Annotated in this window: 14 protein-coding genes; 11 read left to right on the forward strand and 3 right to left on the reverse strand. The window is 70.9% G+C overall.

The features are described 5' to 3' along the window. Nucleotides 1-36: 36 nt before the first annotated feature. Nucleotides 37-1,656, reverse strand: coding sequence for a fibronectin type III domain-containing protein (locus tag ADL29_RS02855; RefSeq protein WP_245689103.1), 1,620 nt, complete (start codon nt 1,654-1,656; stop codon nt 37-39). 209 nt (nt 1,657-1,865) lie between these two features. On the opposite strand from ADL29_RS02855, the gene ADL29_RS02860 reads away from it, so the two are divergent. After that, a complete protein-coding gene (locus ADL29_RS02860) occupies nt 1,866-2,906 on the forward strand; it encodes a 3-isopropylmalate dehydrogenase (protein ID WP_053922146.1) in 1,041 nt (346 codons plus the stop codon). 320 nt (nt 2,907-3,226) lie between these two features. Then, nucleotides 3,227-4,315 carry a branched-chain amino acid aminotransferase gene (locus ADL29_RS02865; protein WP_053922147.1) on the forward strand — a complete coding sequence of 363 codons (1,089 nt, stop codon included), beginning with the start codon at nt 3,227-3,229 and terminating at the stop codon, nt 4,313-4,315. A 71-nt stretch (nt 4,316-4,386) separates the two neighbouring features. Here the strand turns inward: ADL29_RS02865 and ADL29_RS02870 are convergent, their stop codons facing one another. Next, entirely contained in the window at nt 4,387-5,832 is a 1,446-nt protein-coding gene (locus ADL29_RS02870; RefSeq protein ID WP_053922148.1) for a cytosine permease, read from the reverse strand. A 320-nt stretch (nt 5,833-6,152) separates the two neighbouring features. Here ADL29_RS02870 and ureA point away from each other — a divergent pair, with 320 nt between their 5' ends. From ureA to cimA, 6 genes are all read left to right on the forward strand, one after another. Then, complete coding sequence (ureA, locus tag ADL29_RS02875) at nt 6,153-6,857, forward strand: urease subunit gamma (RefSeq protein WP_053922149.1); 705 nt, start codon at nt 6,153-6,155, stop codon at nt 6,855-6,857. Then, entirely contained in the window at nt 6,854-8,548 is a 1,695-nt protein-coding gene (locus ADL29_RS02880) for an urease subunit alpha (protein ID WP_107094867.1), read from the forward strand. The genes ureA and ADL29_RS02880 overlap by 4 nt, the downstream gene beginning before the upstream one ends. Before the next feature lie 71 nt (nt 8,549-8,619). After that, a complete protein-coding gene (locus ADL29_RS02885; protein ID WP_046925840.1) occupies nt 8,620-9,660 on the forward strand; it encodes an agmatine deiminase family protein in 1,041 nt (346 codons plus the stop codon). Between the two features lie 37 nt (nt 9,661-9,697). After that, the gene (locus ADL29_RS02890; RefSeq protein WP_046925839.1) at nt 9,698-10,312 is read left to right on the forward strand and encodes a TetR/AcrR family transcriptional regulator; all 615 of its coding nucleotides are present in this window, start codon (nt 9,698-9,700) and stop codon (nt 10,310-10,312) included. A 20-nt stretch (nt 10,313-10,332) separates the two neighbouring features. Continuing rightward, nucleotides 10,333-10,572: a hypothetical protein gene (locus ADL29_RS43280; protein ID WP_157878360.1), complete on the forward strand. Its 240-nt coding sequence runs from the start codon at nt 10,333-10,335 to the stop codon at nt 10,570-10,572. 279 nt (nt 10,573-10,851) lie between these two features. Continuing rightward, the gene (cimA, locus tag ADL29_RS02895) at nt 10,852-12,480 is read left to right on the forward strand and encodes a citramalate synthase (RefSeq protein WP_053922151.1); all 1,629 of its coding nucleotides are present in this window, start codon (nt 10,852-10,854) and stop codon (nt 12,478-12,480) included. 107 nt (nt 12,481-12,587) lie between these two features. Here cimA and ADL29_RS02900 read toward each other — a convergent pair whose 3' ends face one another. Continuing rightward, complete coding sequence (locus tag ADL29_RS02900; protein ID WP_053922152.1) at nt 12,588-13,208, reverse strand: YceI family protein; 621 nt, start codon at nt 13,206-13,208, stop codon at nt 12,588-12,590. A 189-nt stretch (nt 13,209-13,397) separates the two neighbouring features. On the opposite strand from ADL29_RS02900, the gene ADL29_RS02905 reads away from it, so the two are divergent. The 3 genes from ADL29_RS02905 (at nt 13,398) to ADL29_RS02915 (ending at nt 17,866) form a co-directional block, all read left to right on the forward strand. Further along, nucleotides 13,398-15,818, forward strand: coding sequence for a polysaccharide lyase 8 family protein (locus ADL29_RS02905; protein WP_053922253.1), 2,421 nt, complete (start codon nt 13,398-13,400; stop codon nt 15,816-15,818). A gap of 211 nt (nt 15,819-16,029) precedes the next feature. Further along, entirely contained in the window at nt 16,030-17,613 is a 1,584-nt protein-coding gene (locus ADL29_RS02910) for an acyl-CoA carboxylase subunit beta (RefSeq protein ID WP_046925835.1), read from the forward strand. 46 nt (nt 17,614-17,659) lie between these two features. Further along, complete coding sequence (locus ADL29_RS02915) at nt 17,660-17,866, forward strand: acyl-CoA carboxylase epsilon subunit (RefSeq protein WP_046925834.1); 207 nt, start codon at nt 17,660-17,662, stop codon at nt 17,864-17,866. Nucleotides 17,867-18,226 lie beyond the last annotated feature (360 nt).

Raw genomic sequence — 18,226 nt, forward strand, 5'->3', positions numbered from 1 at the left:
GCGCGCCCGGGGCAACGGCCTGCCCTGGTGCGTGACCTAGCGCGTCACCTGGCGCGTCACCTCGAAGTGGTCCACCCGCTCACCCGTCTCGGCGAGCGCGGTGACCTTCATCCGGGGGCGGTGCCCCGGCTCCACCTCGACCGCGATGAACGAGAAGCCGGTGTAGCGCACCCGCGACCACTCCACGGTGTCCACGGCCTTGGTGCGGTCCTTGGTCCAGTGGTAGGTCTTCACCTCGTCGAGGTCCTTGACGTGGCCCTCGTAGCTGTCCGGCACGGGGAAGTCATAGAGCTTCTTGCCTGCGCCGCCCGCGGTGACGTACACGATGCCCTCGCGCGAGGAGTCCACCCGCTCACCGATCGGCATCTTCTTGCTGACCCGGCCGCCCTTGAGGGCGTCGGTGCGCTCGTAGATGTGGTTGTGGCCGTTGACCACCAGATCCACCTGGTGCTTCTCGAAGAGCGGCAGCCAGGCATCGCGGACCCCGCCGTCCGAGGCATGCGCATTGGTGGTGGAGAAGGCGCAGTGGTGGAAGAAGACGACGATGAAGTCGATCCCGTCCGTGGCGCGCAGTTCACCCAGGCGGCGGTCCAGCCAGCGGGTCTGCTTGCCGCCGGTGTAGTCCTGGTTGGCCGGGATCTCGTACGAGACGTCGTTGGCGTCCAGGGCGACGACCGCGACATTGGCATAGGTGAAGGAGTAGACGCCGGGGGCGTTCTCGGCGTCCGGGCCGTTGCCGGGCAGCGTCCAGCGGGCGTTCTGGCCGCCGTAGCCGTTGGGGGAGTACCACGCCTCCATGTCGTGGTTGCCGGTCGTCACCATCCACGGCACGGACTTGGCCACCGACTCGGTCTGCGCCAGGAACTGGTCCCACACCCGTGCGTCATAGGTGTCGTGGTCGGAGCCCTGGCCGTCGGAGTCCGCGTAGCAGATATCGCCCGCGTGCAGATGGAACGCCGGATTCTGACCCAGGATCAGCTGGTCGTTGGCGAGCGCGTCATAGCTGACGCCCTGGTCGCCGAAGGCGGTGAAGACGAACTTCTCGGCGCGGGCCGGGGCCGTGCGGAAGGTGCCGAGGGTGGAGAAGTGGCGCGGGCCGGCCGGGTCGAAGCCGTCATGGCCGACGCCGTAGTAGTAGGTGGTGCCGGGGCGCAGGCCGTCGAGCGCCGCATGCAGGTAGTACTGGTCCACGGCCGGCAGCTTCGAGGACAGTGCGGGGGTGTGCAGAGCGCGTACCTCGGCCTCGATCTTGCGCCCCAGGTCCCAGGGCTTGAGGCCCACCCGCAGATACGGCCGCCGGACCGCGAACGGCACCTGCCACGCCACCCGCATCTGGGTCCGGGGATCCGCGCCGAAGGAGAGGTGCCGGCCGAAGGGGGCCACCAGCGAACCGTCCACCGTGGCTGTCGCCGTCGAGGACAGCAGGGTGGGGGAGAGTGCGGGGGAGACGGCCTGGGCCGAACCGGCCAGCAGACCGGAGCCCGCGACCACCCCCGCGGTGGCCGCCGAGGTGCGCAGCAGGCCGCGCCGGGTCAGCTTCGTCCGGAGATATTCGTGCTGTTCGGGCATGCTCATCCGGGCCGCGAGCTGCTCGGGTATCCCGACGCGCGGGAGGTGCGAGGGCAGGGGGCCGGTCCCCCGGGAACGTCCAGTCATACCGTTGAATTTCGCAGCGCGAGCCGTCCACAGTGGGACGTACGGGTGAACGGCAGTTGACCGGCTCCCCATGCACATGGCATGTGTCCGTACGGCCGTGCCCGTGCGACTGCGCCCGGACGACGGTGCCCGTATGGCGGCGCTCGTGCGCGGTGTCCGTATGACGGACGTTACGTGTCAATCAATGGGACGGAGAGTAGGGTCCAGGCATGTCTCGCAGCATTCGCCTCGCAGTGATCCCCGGTGACGGTATCGGCCAGGAAGTCGTGGCCCAGGGCCTGAAGGTCCTGACCTCGGTCCTCCCGCAGGACGTCAAGCTGGAAACCCAGGAGTACGACCTCGGGGCCAAGCGCTGGCACGAGACCGGCGACACGCTCCCCGACGCGGAGCTGGAGTCGCTCAAGCAGCACGACGCCCTCCTGCTCGGCGCGATCGGCGACCCGTCCGTACCCTCCGGCGTCCTGGAGCGCGGGCTGCTGCTCAAGCTCCGCTTCGCCTTCGACCACTACGTCAACCTGCGTCCGAGCAAGCTGTTCCCGAACACCTCGACCCCGCTCGCCGGGCGCCCCGACATCGACTTCGTCGTGGTCCGCGAGGGCACCGAGGGCCCGTACACCGGCAACGGCGGCTCGCTGCGCACCGGCACCCCGGCCGAGGTCGCCACCGAGGTCAGCGTCAACACCGCCTACGGCGTGGAGCGCGTGGTCCGCGACGCCTACGAGCGCGCCAACGCCCGCCCCCGCAAGAAGCTGACGCTGGTTCACAAGAACAACGTCCTGGTCTACGCGGGCCACATGTGGAAGAACATCTTCGACAAGGTCGGCCAGGAGTACCCCGAGGTCACCACCGACTATCTGCATGTCGACGCCGCGACGATCTTCTTCGTCACCCAGCCCGAGCGCTTCGACGTGATCGTCACCGACAACCTCTTCGGCGACATCCTCACTGACCTCGCCGCGGCCGTCACCGGCGGCATCGGCCTGGCCGCCTCCGGGAACATCAACCCCAGCGGCGAGTTCCCCTCGATGTTCGAGCCGGTGCACGGCTCCGCGCCGGACATCGCGGGCACCGGCAAGGCCGACCCGACGGCGACGATCCTGTCCGTCTCCCTGCTGCTGCGCCACCTCGGCTACGAGACCGAGGCGGTCCGTATCGAGGAGGCGGTGGCCGCCGACCTGGAGGCCCGCGACGGCAGTGCCCGTACCACCGACGAGATCGGCGACGCCCTCGCCGCGCGAGTAGCGGGCTGAGGCCCGGGCAGCGCACTCAGCAGCACCCACCGACAGCGCCGGGCCCCGAGAGGGTCCCGGCGCTGTCCGTATTCCGGTATCCCCGGCCGCATCCCACCTGACCTCCCGCCCTGTGCTACCGCCGGGTTGGATGCGACCATCGGACCCGGAGACCGCGTACACCCGGACGGCGGCGGACACCCACGAGCGATAATCGGACCTGGGGCCGCCGTCCGCGAGGAAACTCGGACGTCCCAGTAACGACCGGTACGTCAAGAACCGTCGTACGCGGCCGCCGCCAACCGCACCGGTGCGGACCACGCAGTGAAGGACACGCATACATGACGACGCCCACGATCGAGCTCAAGCCCTCCTCGCACCCGCTGTCCGCCACGGAGCGGGAGCGGATCCTGGCCGGCCCCGGCTTCGGCCGCTACTTCACCGACCACATGGTGACGATCAAGTGGACCGAAGGCCGCGGCTGGCACGACGGCGAGCTCGTGCCGTACGGGCCGCTCTCCCTCGACCCGGCGACCAACGTCCTGCACTACGCGCAGGAGATCTTCGAGGGGCTCAAGGCCTACCGCCAGCCCGACGGCTCCGTCGCCACCTTCCGTCCCGACGCCAACGCCCGGCGCTTCCAGGCCTCCGCGCGGCGTCTGGCCATGCCGGAGCTGCCCGTCGAGACCTTCATCGAGGCCTGTGACGTGCTCGTCCAGCAGGACAAGGACTGGGTGCCCGCGCACGGCGGCGAGGAGTCGCTCTATCTGCGCCCGTTCATGATCGCGACCGAGGTCGGCCTGGGCGTGAAGCCCGCCAACGAGTACCTCTTCGTCGTGATCGCCTCGCCGGCCGGCGCCTACTTCGCCGGCGGCGTCAAGCCGGTCTCCATCTGGCTGTCCGAGAACCGGGTGCGCGCCGTCCCCGGCGGCATGGGCGACGCCAAGACCGGCGGCAACTACGCCGCGTCGCTGCTCGCCCAGGCCGAGGCCGCGGTGCACGGCTGTGACCAGGTCGCCTACCTCGACGCCGTGGAGCACAAGTGGGTCGAGGAGCTCGGCGGGATGAACCTCTACTTCGTCTACGGCGACAAGATCGTCACCCCCACGCTGACCGGCTCGCTGCTCGCCGGTGTCACCCGTGACTCCCTGCTGTCCGTCGCCCGCGACCTGGGCCACGAGGCGGAGGAGGCCCGGGTCTCCATCGACCAGTGGCGGACCGACACGGAGAACGGCACGCTCACCGAGGTCTTCGCCTGCGGTACGGCCGCCGTGATCACCCCGGTCGGTACGGTCAAGAGCGCCGGTGGCGAGTGGACCCAGTCCAACGGCGAGCCCGGCAAGGTCACGCTGAAGCTGCGCGAGGCGCTCCTCGACATCCAGCGGGGCGTCGCCGAGGACCGGCACGGCTGGATGCACCCCCTCGGCTGACCCGGCCCGTACACCACCGAGGCCGCCCCCGACAGCGCGTCGGGGGCGGCCTCGGTCGTGCACCCGCCGGGTCAGCCGACCTCCGCGGGTGCCTCGGCGGGGGCGCCCGCCGCGGCGGGGCGGAGCGCCGGGACCGGGCGCGGCTGCCGGGCGTTGAGGGCGACGTACGCGAGCGCGGCCGTGGCGGCGGCGAGCAGGAAGCTGACGTCGATACCGCCGGTCCAGGTCAGCAGCGGGCCCTGGTAGAAGGACGTGTTCACCCCCAGCACGCCGACCACGGAGCCCAGCACCCAGGCGACGGTGGCCTGGACGTTCCAGCCCGCCCTGAACCAGTACACCCCGCCGACCGTGCCGCGGTTGTAGACCTGCAGGGAGTCCGCGTCGTACGTACCGCGGCAGCGCACGAAGCCGATCACGGTGATGACCGCCCACGGGGTACCGATGGCGGTCATCAGCAGGACGAAGGACGTCATCGCGTCCTGCGCCTCCCACAGGAAGTGACCGGCATAGACCAGCGCCGTGGAGAGCGCGGCGACGACATAGGTGGCCTGGGTACGGGTGGCCTTCGGCAGGATCGCGTCCAGGTCCAGGCCCATGCTGTAGAGCATCAGACCGGAGTTGCCGACGGAGCCGGCCGAGGCGTTGAGCAGCAGCAGCGCCAGGTACCAGAACGGCGCGCCGGCGACCAGCGGTCCCGCGTAGTCGTTGCCCGCACCGACCGCGAGGGCGCTGAAGGTGCCGAAGAGCTGCGGCACCAGCAGCCCGACGGCCAGGCCGAGGTAGGTGGCCGTGAAGACCTTCTTCGAGCTGTGGCGGCGGGGGGAGATGTAGCGGCTGTAGTCGCCCAGCAGGGTGATGAAGGCGATCGGGCCGCTCAGACCGGCGGAGACCGCGGACAGCAGCCAGGTCTGCCAGTAGCCGCCCATCGCGTAGGACACGCCGTGCACCGGCGCGGTGGTGAAGTGCGGCAGATACGCGATCACACCGATCGCGAGCAGCGCCGTCAGTCCGACGGAGAGCACCTTGCTCATCCGCAGCAGCACCTTGTAGCCGTACACCGCGCCGACGGCGGTGGCGCCGGCCAGCAGCGCGTAGACGAGGGCGTAGGTCGCACCACCGGTCGGGAGCCCGATGAGGCGGTGCAGACAGCCGACCATCGCATCGCCGCCGACCCAGAGGGTCAGCGCGGTGTAGCCGAGCGAGAGCAGCAGGCCGATGACCGAGCCGATGAGCCGGCCGCGTACGCCGAAGAAGGCGCCGCTGCTGGTGGAGAGGTTGGTCGCGCTGCGCAGGGAGACCAGTGCGAGCGGGGCGGTCAGCACTGCACCGACCAGGGTGCCCGCCACCAGGGAGGAGACCGAGCCCCAGAAGTCCAGGCCGAAGGAGACCGGTAGCCAGCCGAAGATGACCACGCCGAGGGCGAGGTTCGACCCGAGCAGGATGGAGATGAGGTCGCGGGGACCGCTGGTGCGCTCCTCGTCCGGGATCGTGTCGACTCCGCGTTGTTCAATCGGCATGAGGGCTCCCCTGAGAGGCCGGAACAGTGTGATTTCGGTGCTCGGTGGCTGCTGTGCGCAGGGCTCCATGAGCGGCGATCGCCCGGTGGGGGTCGGGCGATATCTGGTGTGTTTTTCCTGGTGGGCTCGCGACGATCACTGTGATCATCTTTAGAGCGACGCTCTATTCGTCTCGCTGTGCATCGAACTTTTAGAGCGGCGCTCAATGTGACTCATGAAGATGCCCCAGGTCAATGCTTTCCGATTGACTTTTTCGGAGTTAGAGTGGTGCTCTAATCAAGTCTTCGAGACTGACGTCACCGAGCTGGAGGTGCGACGGGATGCGGCTGACCCCCACGGAACGCGACCGGCTGCTGCTCTTCAACGCGGCACAGCTGGCGCGCTCGCGCCGCTCCCGCGGGCTGAGACTGAATGTGCCCGAGGCGACCGCGTTGATCGCGGACACAGTCTGCGAGGCGGCGCGGGACGGGCGCCGCCTCGCTCAGGCCATCGAGGCGGGCCGCAGCGTGCTGGGCCCCGACGATGTGCTGCCGGGCGTGGCCGAGGTGATCGGCGACGTGATGGTCGAGGCCGTCTTCGACGACGGCTCCCGCCTCGCGGTGGTCAGCGACCCGATCGGCGTCGCCGACCACCCCGCCACGGCCGCCGCGGCCGCCGCGCCCGGCGCCGTACTGCCCGGTCCGGCCGACCCCGAGCCGGTGCCCGCGGTGACGCTGACCGTGCACAACACCGCGAGTGTGCCGATCAGCGTCACCTCCCACTTCCACTTCTTCGAGGCCAACCCGCGGCTGGACTTCGACCGCGCGGCGGCCTACGGCATGCGGCTGTGCGTCCCGGCCGGCTCGTCCGAGCGGTTCGACCCGGGCGGCACCCATGAGGTCGGGCTGGTCCCGATCGGCGGCGGCCGGATCGCGATCGGCTTCGCCGGTCTGGTCGACGGCCCGCTGGACGCACCGGGGGCGAAGACCGAGGCACTGCGGCGCGCCGCCGCGTGCGGCTACCTGGGAGCGGAGGAGCAGGCGTGAGCAGCAGCATCGACCCGCACGAGTACGCATCGGTGCACGGCCCGCGGGCCGGTGACCGGGTCGTCCTCGGAGACTCGGGCCTGGTCGTCCGGGTCGAGTCCGACTCCCAGAAGCACGGCGACGAGTTCCTGGCCGGCTTCGGCAAGACCGCCCGCGACGGACTGCACCTCAAGGCCGCCTCGCTGCGCGAGACCTGCGATGTGGTGATCAGCAACGTCCTGGTGATCGACGCGGTCCAGGGCATCCGCAAGACGTCCATCGGCATCCGCGAGGGCCGTATCCACGCGATCGGCCGGGCCGGCAACCCCGACACCCTCGAGGATGTCGAGGTCGTCGTCGGCACCGGCACGTCCATCGTCTCCGGCGAGGGCATGATCGCCACCGCCGGCGCCGTCGACACCCACGTCCACCTGCTGTCCCCGCGCGTCATGGAAGCCTCCCTGGCCTCCGGCGTGACGACGATCATCGGCCAGGAATTCGGCCCCGTCTGGGGCGTCGGCGTCAACTCCCCCTGGGCGCTGGGCCATGCCTTCGGCGCCTTCGACGCCTGGCCGGTCAACATCGGCTTCCTGGGCCGCGGCTCCTCCTCCGGCGAGGCACCCCTCGTCGAGGCGCTGGCCGAGGGCGGCGCCCTGGGCTTCAAGGTGCACGAGGACATGGGCGCGCACGCCCGCGCCCTGGACACCGCGCTGCGCGTCGCCGAGGACCACGACGTCCAGGTCGCGCTGCACAGCGACGGCCTGAACGAATGCCTCTCCGTCGAGGACACCCTGCGCGTCCTGGACGGCCGCACCATCCACGCCTTCCACATCGAGGGCTGCGGCGGCGGACACGTCCCCAACGTCCTGAAGATGGCCGGTGTCCCCAACGTCATCGGCTCCTCCACCAACCCCACCCTCCCCTTCGGGCGGGACGCGGTCGCCGAGCACTACGGCATGATCGTCTCGGTTCACGACCTGAAGACGGACCTGCCGGGCGACGCCGCCATGGCCCGCGACCGCATCCGGGCCGGCACGATGGGCGCCGAGGACGTGCTGCACGACCTCGGGGCGATCGGCATCACCTCCTCCGACGCCCAGGGCATGGGCCGCGCGGGCGAGACCGTACGCCGCACCTTCGCGATGGCCGGAAAGATGAAGGCCGAGCTGGGCCCCATGGAGGGCGACGGCGCCCACGACGACAACGCCCGGGTCCTGCGCTACGTCGCCAAGCTCACCATCAACCCCGCCATCGCCCACGGCCTCTCGCACGAGATCGGGTCGATCGAGGTCGGCAAGATGGCCGACATCGTCCTGTGGACCCCGCAGTACTTCGGTGCGAAACCCCAGCTGGTGCTGAAGTCCGGCTTCCCCGCCTACGGCGTCACCGGCGACCCCAACGCCGCCACCGACACCTGCGAACCGCTGGTGCTCGGCCCGCAGTTCGGCGCGCACGGCGCCACCCCCGCCGAGATCTCCGTCGCCTTCGTCGCCGGCGCCGCGGCCGCGCAGGGCAACGACGGTATGCCCACCCGCCGCCGGCGCGTCGCCGTCCGCGGCACCCGCGGCATCGGCCCCGCCGACCTCGTCCACAACTCCCGCGTCGGACAGGTCCAGGTGGACGGCAGCAGCGGTCTGGTCACCCTCGACGGCGACCCGATGCGCTCCGACCCGGCCGACACGGTGTCGCTGTCGCGCCTCTACTTCCTTTGAACGGACCGGCAGCCACCCCGTAGCCGCCCGTCCGCCCCGTTCGTCCCGCTCCGTTCATCACGAGGAACCCCATGAACACTCCCGTCGCCGACGGCTTCGCCATGCCCCCCGAGTGGGCACCCCACGAGCGCACCTGGATGGCCTGGCCCGGCCCCAACTTCACCTTCGGTGAGGAGGGCGGCGAGACGCTGGCCGAGGCCCGTCAGGCATGGGCCGCCGTCGCCCGCGCGGTCCGCCGGTACGAGCCGGTCACCGTCGTGGCCGGACCCGGCCAGCTGGAGGGCGCCCGCGCCCTGCTCGGCGACGGCATCGAGCTGGTCGAGCGGGAGTTGAACGACGCCTGGATGCGCGACATCGGCCCCACCTTCCTCACCGACGGCAAGGGCAACCTCGCCGCCGCCGACTGGGTCTTCAACGGCTGGGGCGCCCAGGAATGGGCCCGATGGGACAAGGACGAGAAGATAGCCGAGCAGGTCGCGGCCCTGGCCGGCGCCCGCCGCTACGCCACCGGCCTGGTCAACGAGGGCGGCGGCATCCACGTCGACGGCGAGGGCACCGTCCTGCTCACCGAGACCGTGCAGCTCGACCCGGGCCGTAACCCCGGCCGCACCCAGGAAGAGGTCGAGGCCGAGATCCACGCCCACCTGGGCACCACCAAGGCGATCTGGCTGCCGCGCGGCCTCGCCGCCGACTACGGTCAGTTCGGCACCCGTGGCCATGTCGACATCGTCGCCGCCTTCGCCCGCCCCGGCGTCGTCATGGTCCACACCCAGCCCAACCCGGACCACCCCGACCACGCGATCTGCAACGAGATCGTCAAGCTGCTGCGCGCCTCCACCGACGCCAAGGGCCGTCAGCTGGAGGTCGTCGAGATCCCGGCCCCCACCGTCATCGAGGAGGACGGCGAGCTCGTCGACTACTCCTACATCAACCACCTGCAGTGCAACGACGGCATCGTGCTCTGCGCCTTCGACGACCCGCGGGACGAGGAAGCGGCCGCGATCTTCCGTGGGCTCTTCCCGGGCCGGACCGTGACCCTGGTGGACGCACGTACGATCTTCGCAGCGGGTGGCGGTATCCACTGCATCACCCAGCAGCAGCCCAAGGTCTGAACCACGCCAGGCCCCGCCGTCCCCGGAGGTCCCTCCCGTGCCCGGTCCCGTACCTGCGCGCCGTCCCCGGCGGCGGCTCAACCAGCCCCGCGAACAGGTGCTCGCCGCGGCGATGGCCACCATCGCCGCGGAGGGCCTGGACCGGCTGACCATGGCGGGCCTCGGCCGCGAGGTCGGCATGAGCAGCGGCCACATCCTGTACTACTTCGGCACCAAGGACGAGCTGCTCCTCCAGACCCTCCAGTGGAGCGAGGAGCAGCTCGGCACCGAACGCCGGGCCGCCCTCTCCCGCCGCGTCCCCGCCCGCGAACGCCTGGACGCCCTCGTCGACCTCTACCTCCCCGTCGGCCACCGCGACCCGCGCTGGACCCTCTGGCTGGAGGTCTGGAACCGCTCCCAGAACGCCGACGACGAAACCCGCGAACGCCAGCTCGACCTGGAACTCGCCTGGCACCGCGACCTGGTCGCCCTCCTCGTCGAAGGCACCTCCAAGGGCGAATTCCGGCCCGTCGACCCCGAACGCTTCGCCACCCGCACCCGGGCTCTCCTCGACGGCTTCGGCACCCACCTGGTGGTGGGGCTGCCGGGCACGACCCGGGAGCAGGTACGCCAGGAGGTAGCGGAATTCTTCGACGAGTCGCTGAATCCGTGAGCGGCGCCACGGAGGGATCCGTGGAATACGCCGGGCCGGACGCCGAAGGCCGGTTTGAGAGAGCCGGGCATCGATCAACACGTCGTGACGGCATTTCGCACCCCAAGGTGGGAAGGAACCAGGAACCCGGCTCAAGGCGCACCGTCACCACGGGCGCCAGGGAGGGAATCCCACCGCGCCAGACCCGCGACATCGATCCCCACCGCGTGGGCAAGGGCGCCGCGGACGACACCGAAGGCGAGCGCCTGCTCGCATCCTGAGACGGACGGCGGCGCGGGGGCGGTTTGTGCCAGACTGCCCCCGTGCTCTCGTTCGCCATGATTATTGGCAGCAGGCGCGCCGGTCCGCAGTGACCGCCCCGTACGAACCGAGTACGGCGCGGCCATCGTCGTCCCAGACCCGCGCGCAGACCTCTCGCACCCGCGAGAGGTTTTTTCGTTTCCGGCCCACCACTCACCGGACGCGGAGCGCGAGGGACCATGGAGGGACGGTGGAACCGGTCATCCGGTAGACCGAGACCCGACAGGAGCCAGACCAGCATGACGGACGTACCCGAACCCACGGACGTGCCCGCACAGGCCGTGTCCGACGACTTCCATGTGTTCGACACGACGCTCCGCGACGGCGCGCAGCGCGAGGGCATCAACCTGACCGTCAGCGACAAGCTGACCATCGCCCGGCACCTGGACGACTTCGGCGTGGGCTTCATCGAGGGCGGCTGGCCCGGCGCCAACCCGCGCGACACCGAGTTCTTCGAGCGGGCCCGTACGGAGATCGGCTTCCGGCACGCTCAGCTCGTCGCCTTCGGCGCCACCCGCAAGGCCGGCGTCCGCGTCGAGGACGACGCCCAGGTCGCCGCCCTCCTGGACTCGCAGGCCCCGGTCATCACCCTGGTCGCCAAGTCCCATGTCGGGCACGTGGAACTGGCGCTGCGCACCACGCCGGAGGAGAACCTCGCGATGGTGCGGGACACCGTCGCCTATCTGCGCGCCCAGGGCCGCCGGGTGTTCCTGGACTGCGAGCACTTCTTCGACGGCTATGCCCTCGACCCGGTCTACGCCAAGCAGGTCGTCCGCACCGCGAGCGAGGCCGGCGCCGATGTCGTCGTCCTCTGCGACACCAACGGCGGCATGCTGCCCGCGCAGATCACCGCCGTCGTACGGACCGTCCTCGCGGACACCGGCGCCCGGCTGGGCATCCACGCCCAGGACGACACCGGCTGCGCCGTCGCCAACACCCTGGCCGCCGTGGACGCGGGCGCCACCCACGTCCAGTGCACCGCCAACGGCTACGGCGAGCGGGTCGGCAACTCCAACCTCTTCCCGGTCGTCGCGGCTCTGGAGCTCAAGTACGGGCGGCATGTCCTGCCCGAGGGCAAGCTCGCCGAGACCACCCGGATCTCGCACGCCATCGCCGAGGTCGTCAACCTCACCCCCTCCACCCACCAGCCCTACGTCGGCGTCTCCGCCTTCGCCCACAAGGCCGGACTGCACGCCTCCGCGATCAAGGTGGACCCGGACCTCTACCAGCACATCGACCCGGCGCTGGTCGGCAACACCATGCGGATGCTGGTCTCCGACATGGCGGGCCGGGCCTCCATCGAGCTCAAGGGCAAGGAGCTCGGCATCGATCTGGGCGGCGACCGCGAGCTGGTCGGCCGGGTCGTCGAGCGGGTCAAGGAGCGCGAACTGGCGGGCTACACGTACGAGGCCGCCGACGCGTCGTTCGAACTGCTGCTGCGCGAGGAGGTCCGCGGCGCGCCGCTGCGCTACTTCACCGTCGAATCCTGGCGCGCGATCGTCGAGGACCGCCCCGACGGCACCCACGCCAACGAGGCGACCGTGAAGCTGTGGGCCAAGGGCGAGCGGATCGTCGCCACCGCCGAGGGCAACGGCCCGGTCAACGCGCTGGACCGAGCGCTGCGGGGCTCGCTGGAGCGGATCTATCCGCAGCTCGCCCGTCTGGAGCTGGTCGACTACAAGGTCCGCATCCTGGAGGGCGCCCAGGGAACGGGGTCCATCACCCGGGTCCTCGTCTCGACCAGCGACGGTCAGGGGGAGTGGTCGACGGTCGGCGTGGCGGAGAACGTGATCGCGGCGAGCTGGCAGGCGCTCGATGACGCGTATGCCTATGGGCTGCTGCGGGCCGGGGTGGAGCCACAGGGGTAGCACGACGACGCGGTCGCAGCCGCGGACGCAGCGGAACGCGAGGGCCCCGGCACGGCTGCCGGGGCCCTCGCGTTCCGCTGCGTCCTCCGCGTCGGTGTCGGTGGCCGTCAGACCCGGACCGCGGAGATGTCGAAGGTGAGCTTGACCTTGTCGCTGACCATCACGCCGCCGGCCTCCAGCGCGGCGTTCCAGGTCAGGCCCCACCCGGAGCGCAGGATCTCGGCGCGGCCCTCGAAGCCGACCCGCTCGGCGCCGTAGACGTCGGTGGCCGAGCCGTGGAAGTCCAGGTCGATGGTGAGCGGCTTGGTGACGTCCTTGATGGTCAGGTCGCCGGTGATGCGGAAGCGGTCGCCGGAGATCTGCTCGGCGGCGGTGCTGCGGAAGCTCATCAGCGGGAAGGCCTCGGCGTCGAAGAAGTCGGCGCTGCGCAGATGGGCGTCGCGGTCGGCGATGCCGGTGTCGATGGCGGCGGTCTTGATGTCGAGGGTGGCGGTGGAGCGGGCGGGGTCGGTGCCGTCGAGGCGCAGGACTCCCTCGTGCTCGCCGAAGGTGCCGCGGACGTTGGTGACCATGGCGTGCCGGACGGTGAAGCCGATGCTGCTGTGGGCCGGGTCGATGGTGTAGTCGCCGGTCAGCGCGGCGAGCGCGGGGTCCGCCACCGGGGCGGCAGCGGGGGTCGTGGTGCCGGCGGGGGCGGCGTTGCGCTTGGTGCGGGTGAACAGAGCCATGGCTCCTCCTCGGTAGCGGCAGGTTGATTTAACGTTCAACGAAATTGAGCGTAGCAGATTTAGTTCAAAGTTCAATCGATTGGTTTTCGGGTGGCTCCGGACGCCGTTCCGCCGCGGTCGTTGCCGCCGCGCACCGGCCGTGCTACACCGTCCCAACGCCCTCAAGTGCTCAGCGCCACCACCTCGTTGATGCTGTCGAGAGGACCGACCGTGCCGAGATTCCCCGATCCGTCCCCGTGGTCCCGCCGAGGATTCCTCGCCGTCTCGACGGCGGGGACGCTGGGCCTCTCGTCACCCGCCGGGCCCGCGTACGCCGCGCCCGACGACGCATACGCCGTCCTCCGCGCCCGCTGGGTCGACCTCACCCTCGGCACCGGCTTCGACCCGGCCGCCGCGCCCTATGCCGCGGCGCTCCAGGAAACCGGCGATCTCGCGGAAGGGTTCCGCACCCGCATGCGGCCCGAGGCCCGTTCCCTCTGGCCCGACTGCCCGTACGACCCCTCGTCCGGGATCACCCGCAGCTACGGCCGGCTGAACACCATGGCTCAGGCATACGCCCAGCCCGGCACCGGCCACACCGGGGACCCGGATCTCGTCGCCGCCGTCATCGCCGGTCTCGACCACCTCTCCGCCACCGTCTACAACACCGACACCACCCGCTACGGCAACTGGTGGGACTGGCAGATCGGCACCCCGCGGCTGCTGCTGGACACCCTGGCGATCGTCGACGAACGGCTCGGCGACGCCCCACGCGCCTGCTACCTCGCCGCCGTCGACCACTTCGTCCCCGACGCCGCGCTCGGCGACTACACGGGCACCAGCACCGGCGCCAACCGCGTCGACCTCTGCCGCGTCGTCGCCCTGCGCGGCATCCTCGGCCGCGCCCCCGCCAAGATCGCCCTCGCCCGCGACGCCCTCTCGCCGGTCTTCCCGTATGTGACGAAGGGCGACGGCCTCTACGCCGACGGCTCCTTCGTCCAGCACAGCTGGGTCGCCTACTCGGGCACGTACGGCTATGTGCTGCTGGACGGGCTGGGGCGGCTGTTCGCCCTCCTCGACGGGTCGGCCTGGGCGGTCACCGACCCCGCCCGGCAGATCATCTTCGACAGCGTCGAGCACGCGTATGCGCCCCTGCTCCACAACGGCCTGATGATGGACGGCGTCAACGGGCGTGCCATCAGCCGGGGTTACCTGCGCAGCGACGAACGGCGCGTCATGCGCAGCGACCACTACCACGGGCATGCGCTGATCGCCGCCGTGGCCCTGCTCGCCGAGGCCGCGAGCGCCGGGGAGCGGGCGCGCTGGCACGGCATGATCAAGGGCTGGATCGCGCGCGACCGTACGCTGCCGGTGCTCACCGACCGGCAGTACACGGTCGCCGACCTGGCCCGCCTCGCCGCCATCGCCGACGGCCCCGCGCCCGCCGCCCCGGAACCCGTCGGTCACCGCCTCTTCCCCGCCATGGACCGCGCCGTGCACCGCCGCCCCGGCTGGGCCGCCGGGCTGTCCATGGCCTCCGACCGGATCACGTACTACGAGAACGGCAACGGCGAGAACCCGCGCGGCTGGCACACCGGCGCCGGAATGCTCTCCTGGTGGGGCGCCGACTTCGGCGGCGATCAGTACACCGACGCCTTCTGGCCCACCGTCGACCCCTACCGGCTGCCCGGCACGACGGTGTCCACCAAGCGGCTGGCCGACAACGAAGGCGGCGGCTGGGGCGAACCCAAACCCGCCGTGCGATGGGTCGGCGGCACCACGGACGGCGCATACGCCGCTGTCGGACAGGACGTACGGGGCCTGTCCTCGACCCTCACCGCCAAGAAGTCCTGGTTCTTCCTGGCGGACACCGTCGTCTGCCTGGGCGCCGGGATCACCGCACGCGACGGCGTACCGGCCGAGACGGTCGTCGACAACCGCTGTCTGGGGGAGCGGGGCGACGCCCTGCTGACCGTCGACGGCGTACCCCAGCCCGGCACCCTCGGCCACACCACCTGCCACAGGAGAGCCCACTGGGCACACCTGGACGGCCACGGCGGCGGTGTCGGTTATGTCTTCCCCGGCGGCGCCTCGCTGACCGTACGCCGCGAGGACCGCACCGGCTCCTGGCACGACATCAACACCGGCTCCGACCCGGCCCCGCTCACCCGCCGCTATCTCACCCTCTGGCACGACCACGGCACCGACCCCACCGACGCCCGCTACGCCTATCTGCTCATGCCGGGTGCCACGGCGCGCACCCTCGCCGCCCGCGCCGCCGACCGGCACTGGCTGGCCGTGCTCGCCAACGACTCCACCCGTCAGGCCGTATCGGTGCACTCCCTCGGCGTAACGGCCGCCAACTTCTGGCGGGCGGGCGGTGCGGGGGAGCTCACCAGTGGCGGCCCGGCGAGCGTCCTGGTACGGGAGTACGGGCGGACCGCGACGCTCTGCGCGGCGGCCCCCGAGCGCACCGGCGCCCCACTGGAGATCACCTGGTCCCGGCCGGTGCGCGCGGTCCTCCGCCACGATCCCTCCGTGGAGGTCCTGGGAACGGGCCCCACGCTCCGCCTGCGGCTCACCCCCGGCACGGCCTGCGCCACCCACCGCTGCACGGTCGCCCTGGGCTGAACCGGACCGCCGGCAGTTACCACCGGATACCACGCCGCCGGTCCGCGGTTTGTCGGCCTCATACAGTCGGAGCAATCTTCCGCCACCTGTGCGGAGGCCCGGACGCGCAACACACACGGTGCGTTTCTGTGCTGCCTGCCCACGAAATCGGACCCGACGTTGTACGAAACCAACATCGGTGCCGCGGGGTCCGCACACGTACCGTCGATACATGACCACTGTCGAAGATGCGCCCGCCGGTGCCAACGACGCCCGCGGGCGCGTCGCCGAACTGCACGCCATCCGTGAGCAGGCCCGGCGAGGCCCCAGCGAGCGGGCCACCGAGGCCCAGCGCGCCAAGGGCAAGCTCACCGCCCGTGAGCGGATCGACCTCCTCCTGGACGAGGGGTCGTTCAACGAGGTCGAGCCGCTGCGGCGGCACCGGGCGACGGGTTTCGGCCTGGAGGCCAAGAAGCCCTACACCGACGGCGTGATCACCGGCTGGGGCACGGTCCACGGCCGCACCGTCTTCGTCTACGCCCACGACTTCCGGATCTTCGGCGGCGCGCTCGGCGAAGCGCATGCCACCAAGATCCACAAGATCATGGACATGGCCATCCAGGCCGGTGCGCCGCTGGTCTCGCTGAACGACGGCGCCGGCGCCCGTATCCAGGAGGGCGTCTCGGCGCTGGCCGGCTACGGCGGCATCTTCCAGCGCAACACCAAGGCGTCGGGTGTCATCCCGCAGATAAGCGTCATGCTCGGCCCCTGCGCCGGCGGCGCCGCGTACTCGCCGGCCCTGACGGACTTCGTCTTCATGGTCCGCGAGACGTCCCAGATGTTCATCACCGGTCCGGACGTCGTGCGCGCCGTCACCGGCGAGGAGATCACCCAGAACGGCCTGGGCGGCGCCGATGTGCACGCCGAGACCTCCGGTGTGTGCCACTTCGCCTACGACGACGAGGCCACCTGCCTGGAGGAGGTCCGCTACCTCCTCTCGCTGCTGCCGTCCAACAACCGGGAGAACCCGCCGACGGTCGACTGCGAGGACCCGGCCGACCGTTCCGGCGACGTCCTGCTCGACCTCGTACCGGCCGACGGCAACCGCCCGTACGACATGCACAAGGTCATCGAGGAGATCGTCGACGACGGCGAGTACCTCGAGATCCACGAGCGCTGGGCGACCAACATCATCTGCGCGCTGTCCCGCCTGGACGGCCGCGTCGTCGGCATCATCGCCAACCAGCCGCAGTCGCTGGCCGGTGTGCTGGACATCGAGGCGTCCGAGAAGGCCGCCCGCTTCGTCCAGATGTGCGACGCCTTCAACATCCCGATCATCACCCTCCTGGACGTCCCCGGCTTCCTCCCGGGCGTCGACCAGGAGCACGGCGGCATCATCCGCCACGGCGCCAAGCTGCTGTACGCGTACTGCAACGCCACGGTCCCGCGTATCTCCATCGTGCTGCGCAAGGCCTACGGCGGCGCGTACATCGTCATGGACTCGCAGTCCATCGGTGCGGACCTGACCTACGCCTGGCCCACGAACGAGATCGCGGTGATGGGCGCCGAGGGCGCCGCCGGTGTCATCTTCCGGCGGCAGATCGCCGACGCCGAGGACCCCGACGCGATGCGCGCGCGCATGGTCAAGGAATACAAGTCCGAGCTGATGCACCCGTACTACGCGGCCGAGCGCGGCCTGGTCGACGACGTCATCGACCCGTCCGACACCCGCCAGGTGCTGATCCGCTCCCTGGAGATGCTCCGCACCAAGCACGCGGACCTGCCGGCGCGCAAGCACGGCAACCCGCCCCAGTAGTCACCGCACGCAGCCACCACGACTCCGCAGAATCGAGACAACTGCTGTGAACCCTGCCGATACCGCCCGCTCCATCCGCGTCGAGAAGGGCGAGGCCAGCGAGGAAGAACTCGCCGCCCTCACCGCCGTCCTCCTGGCCCGCGCCGCCCACGGCCCGGCTGCCGCCCAGGCCCAGCCCCGCACGACTGCCGCCCGCTGGCGGCGACTTGAGCGGCAGTACGGGTTCCACGGGGCGACCAGCTGGCGGCGGTGACGCCACGCTAGGCCTCTCCCCACGTTTTCGTCCGCCCCGCCGTAGGTGCTTCTCGCCGTTGCGCCTGCGGCGGGCGTGGGTTTGTACGGGTGCGGTGCCACACCTCCGGACTCCGTCCTGCGGTGCGGCCCCTCCCGTGAGTGGGGGTGAAGAGGCCGGTGGGGGCGCGCGTCGAGTGTCCAGATCCCCATGACTCGTCCACTGGGCGCGCCCGACCGCCTACGGGCACCCCCACGTGTTTTCCCCACCCACAACGGGGAGGTGCCGGGCTGTAGCGGCGGAGCCGTGTAAGCCCGGTGCCGCTGCCGGACAGCCCCGCGCAGCGGCAACCATCCCGTCGCAGGCGCAACCGGGAGAAAG

Source organism: Streptomyces chattanoogensis (genome assembly GCF_001294335.1).
Classification (GTDB): domain Bacteria; phylum Actinomycetota; class Actinomycetes; order Streptomycetales; family Streptomycetaceae; genus Streptomyces; species Streptomyces chattanoogensis.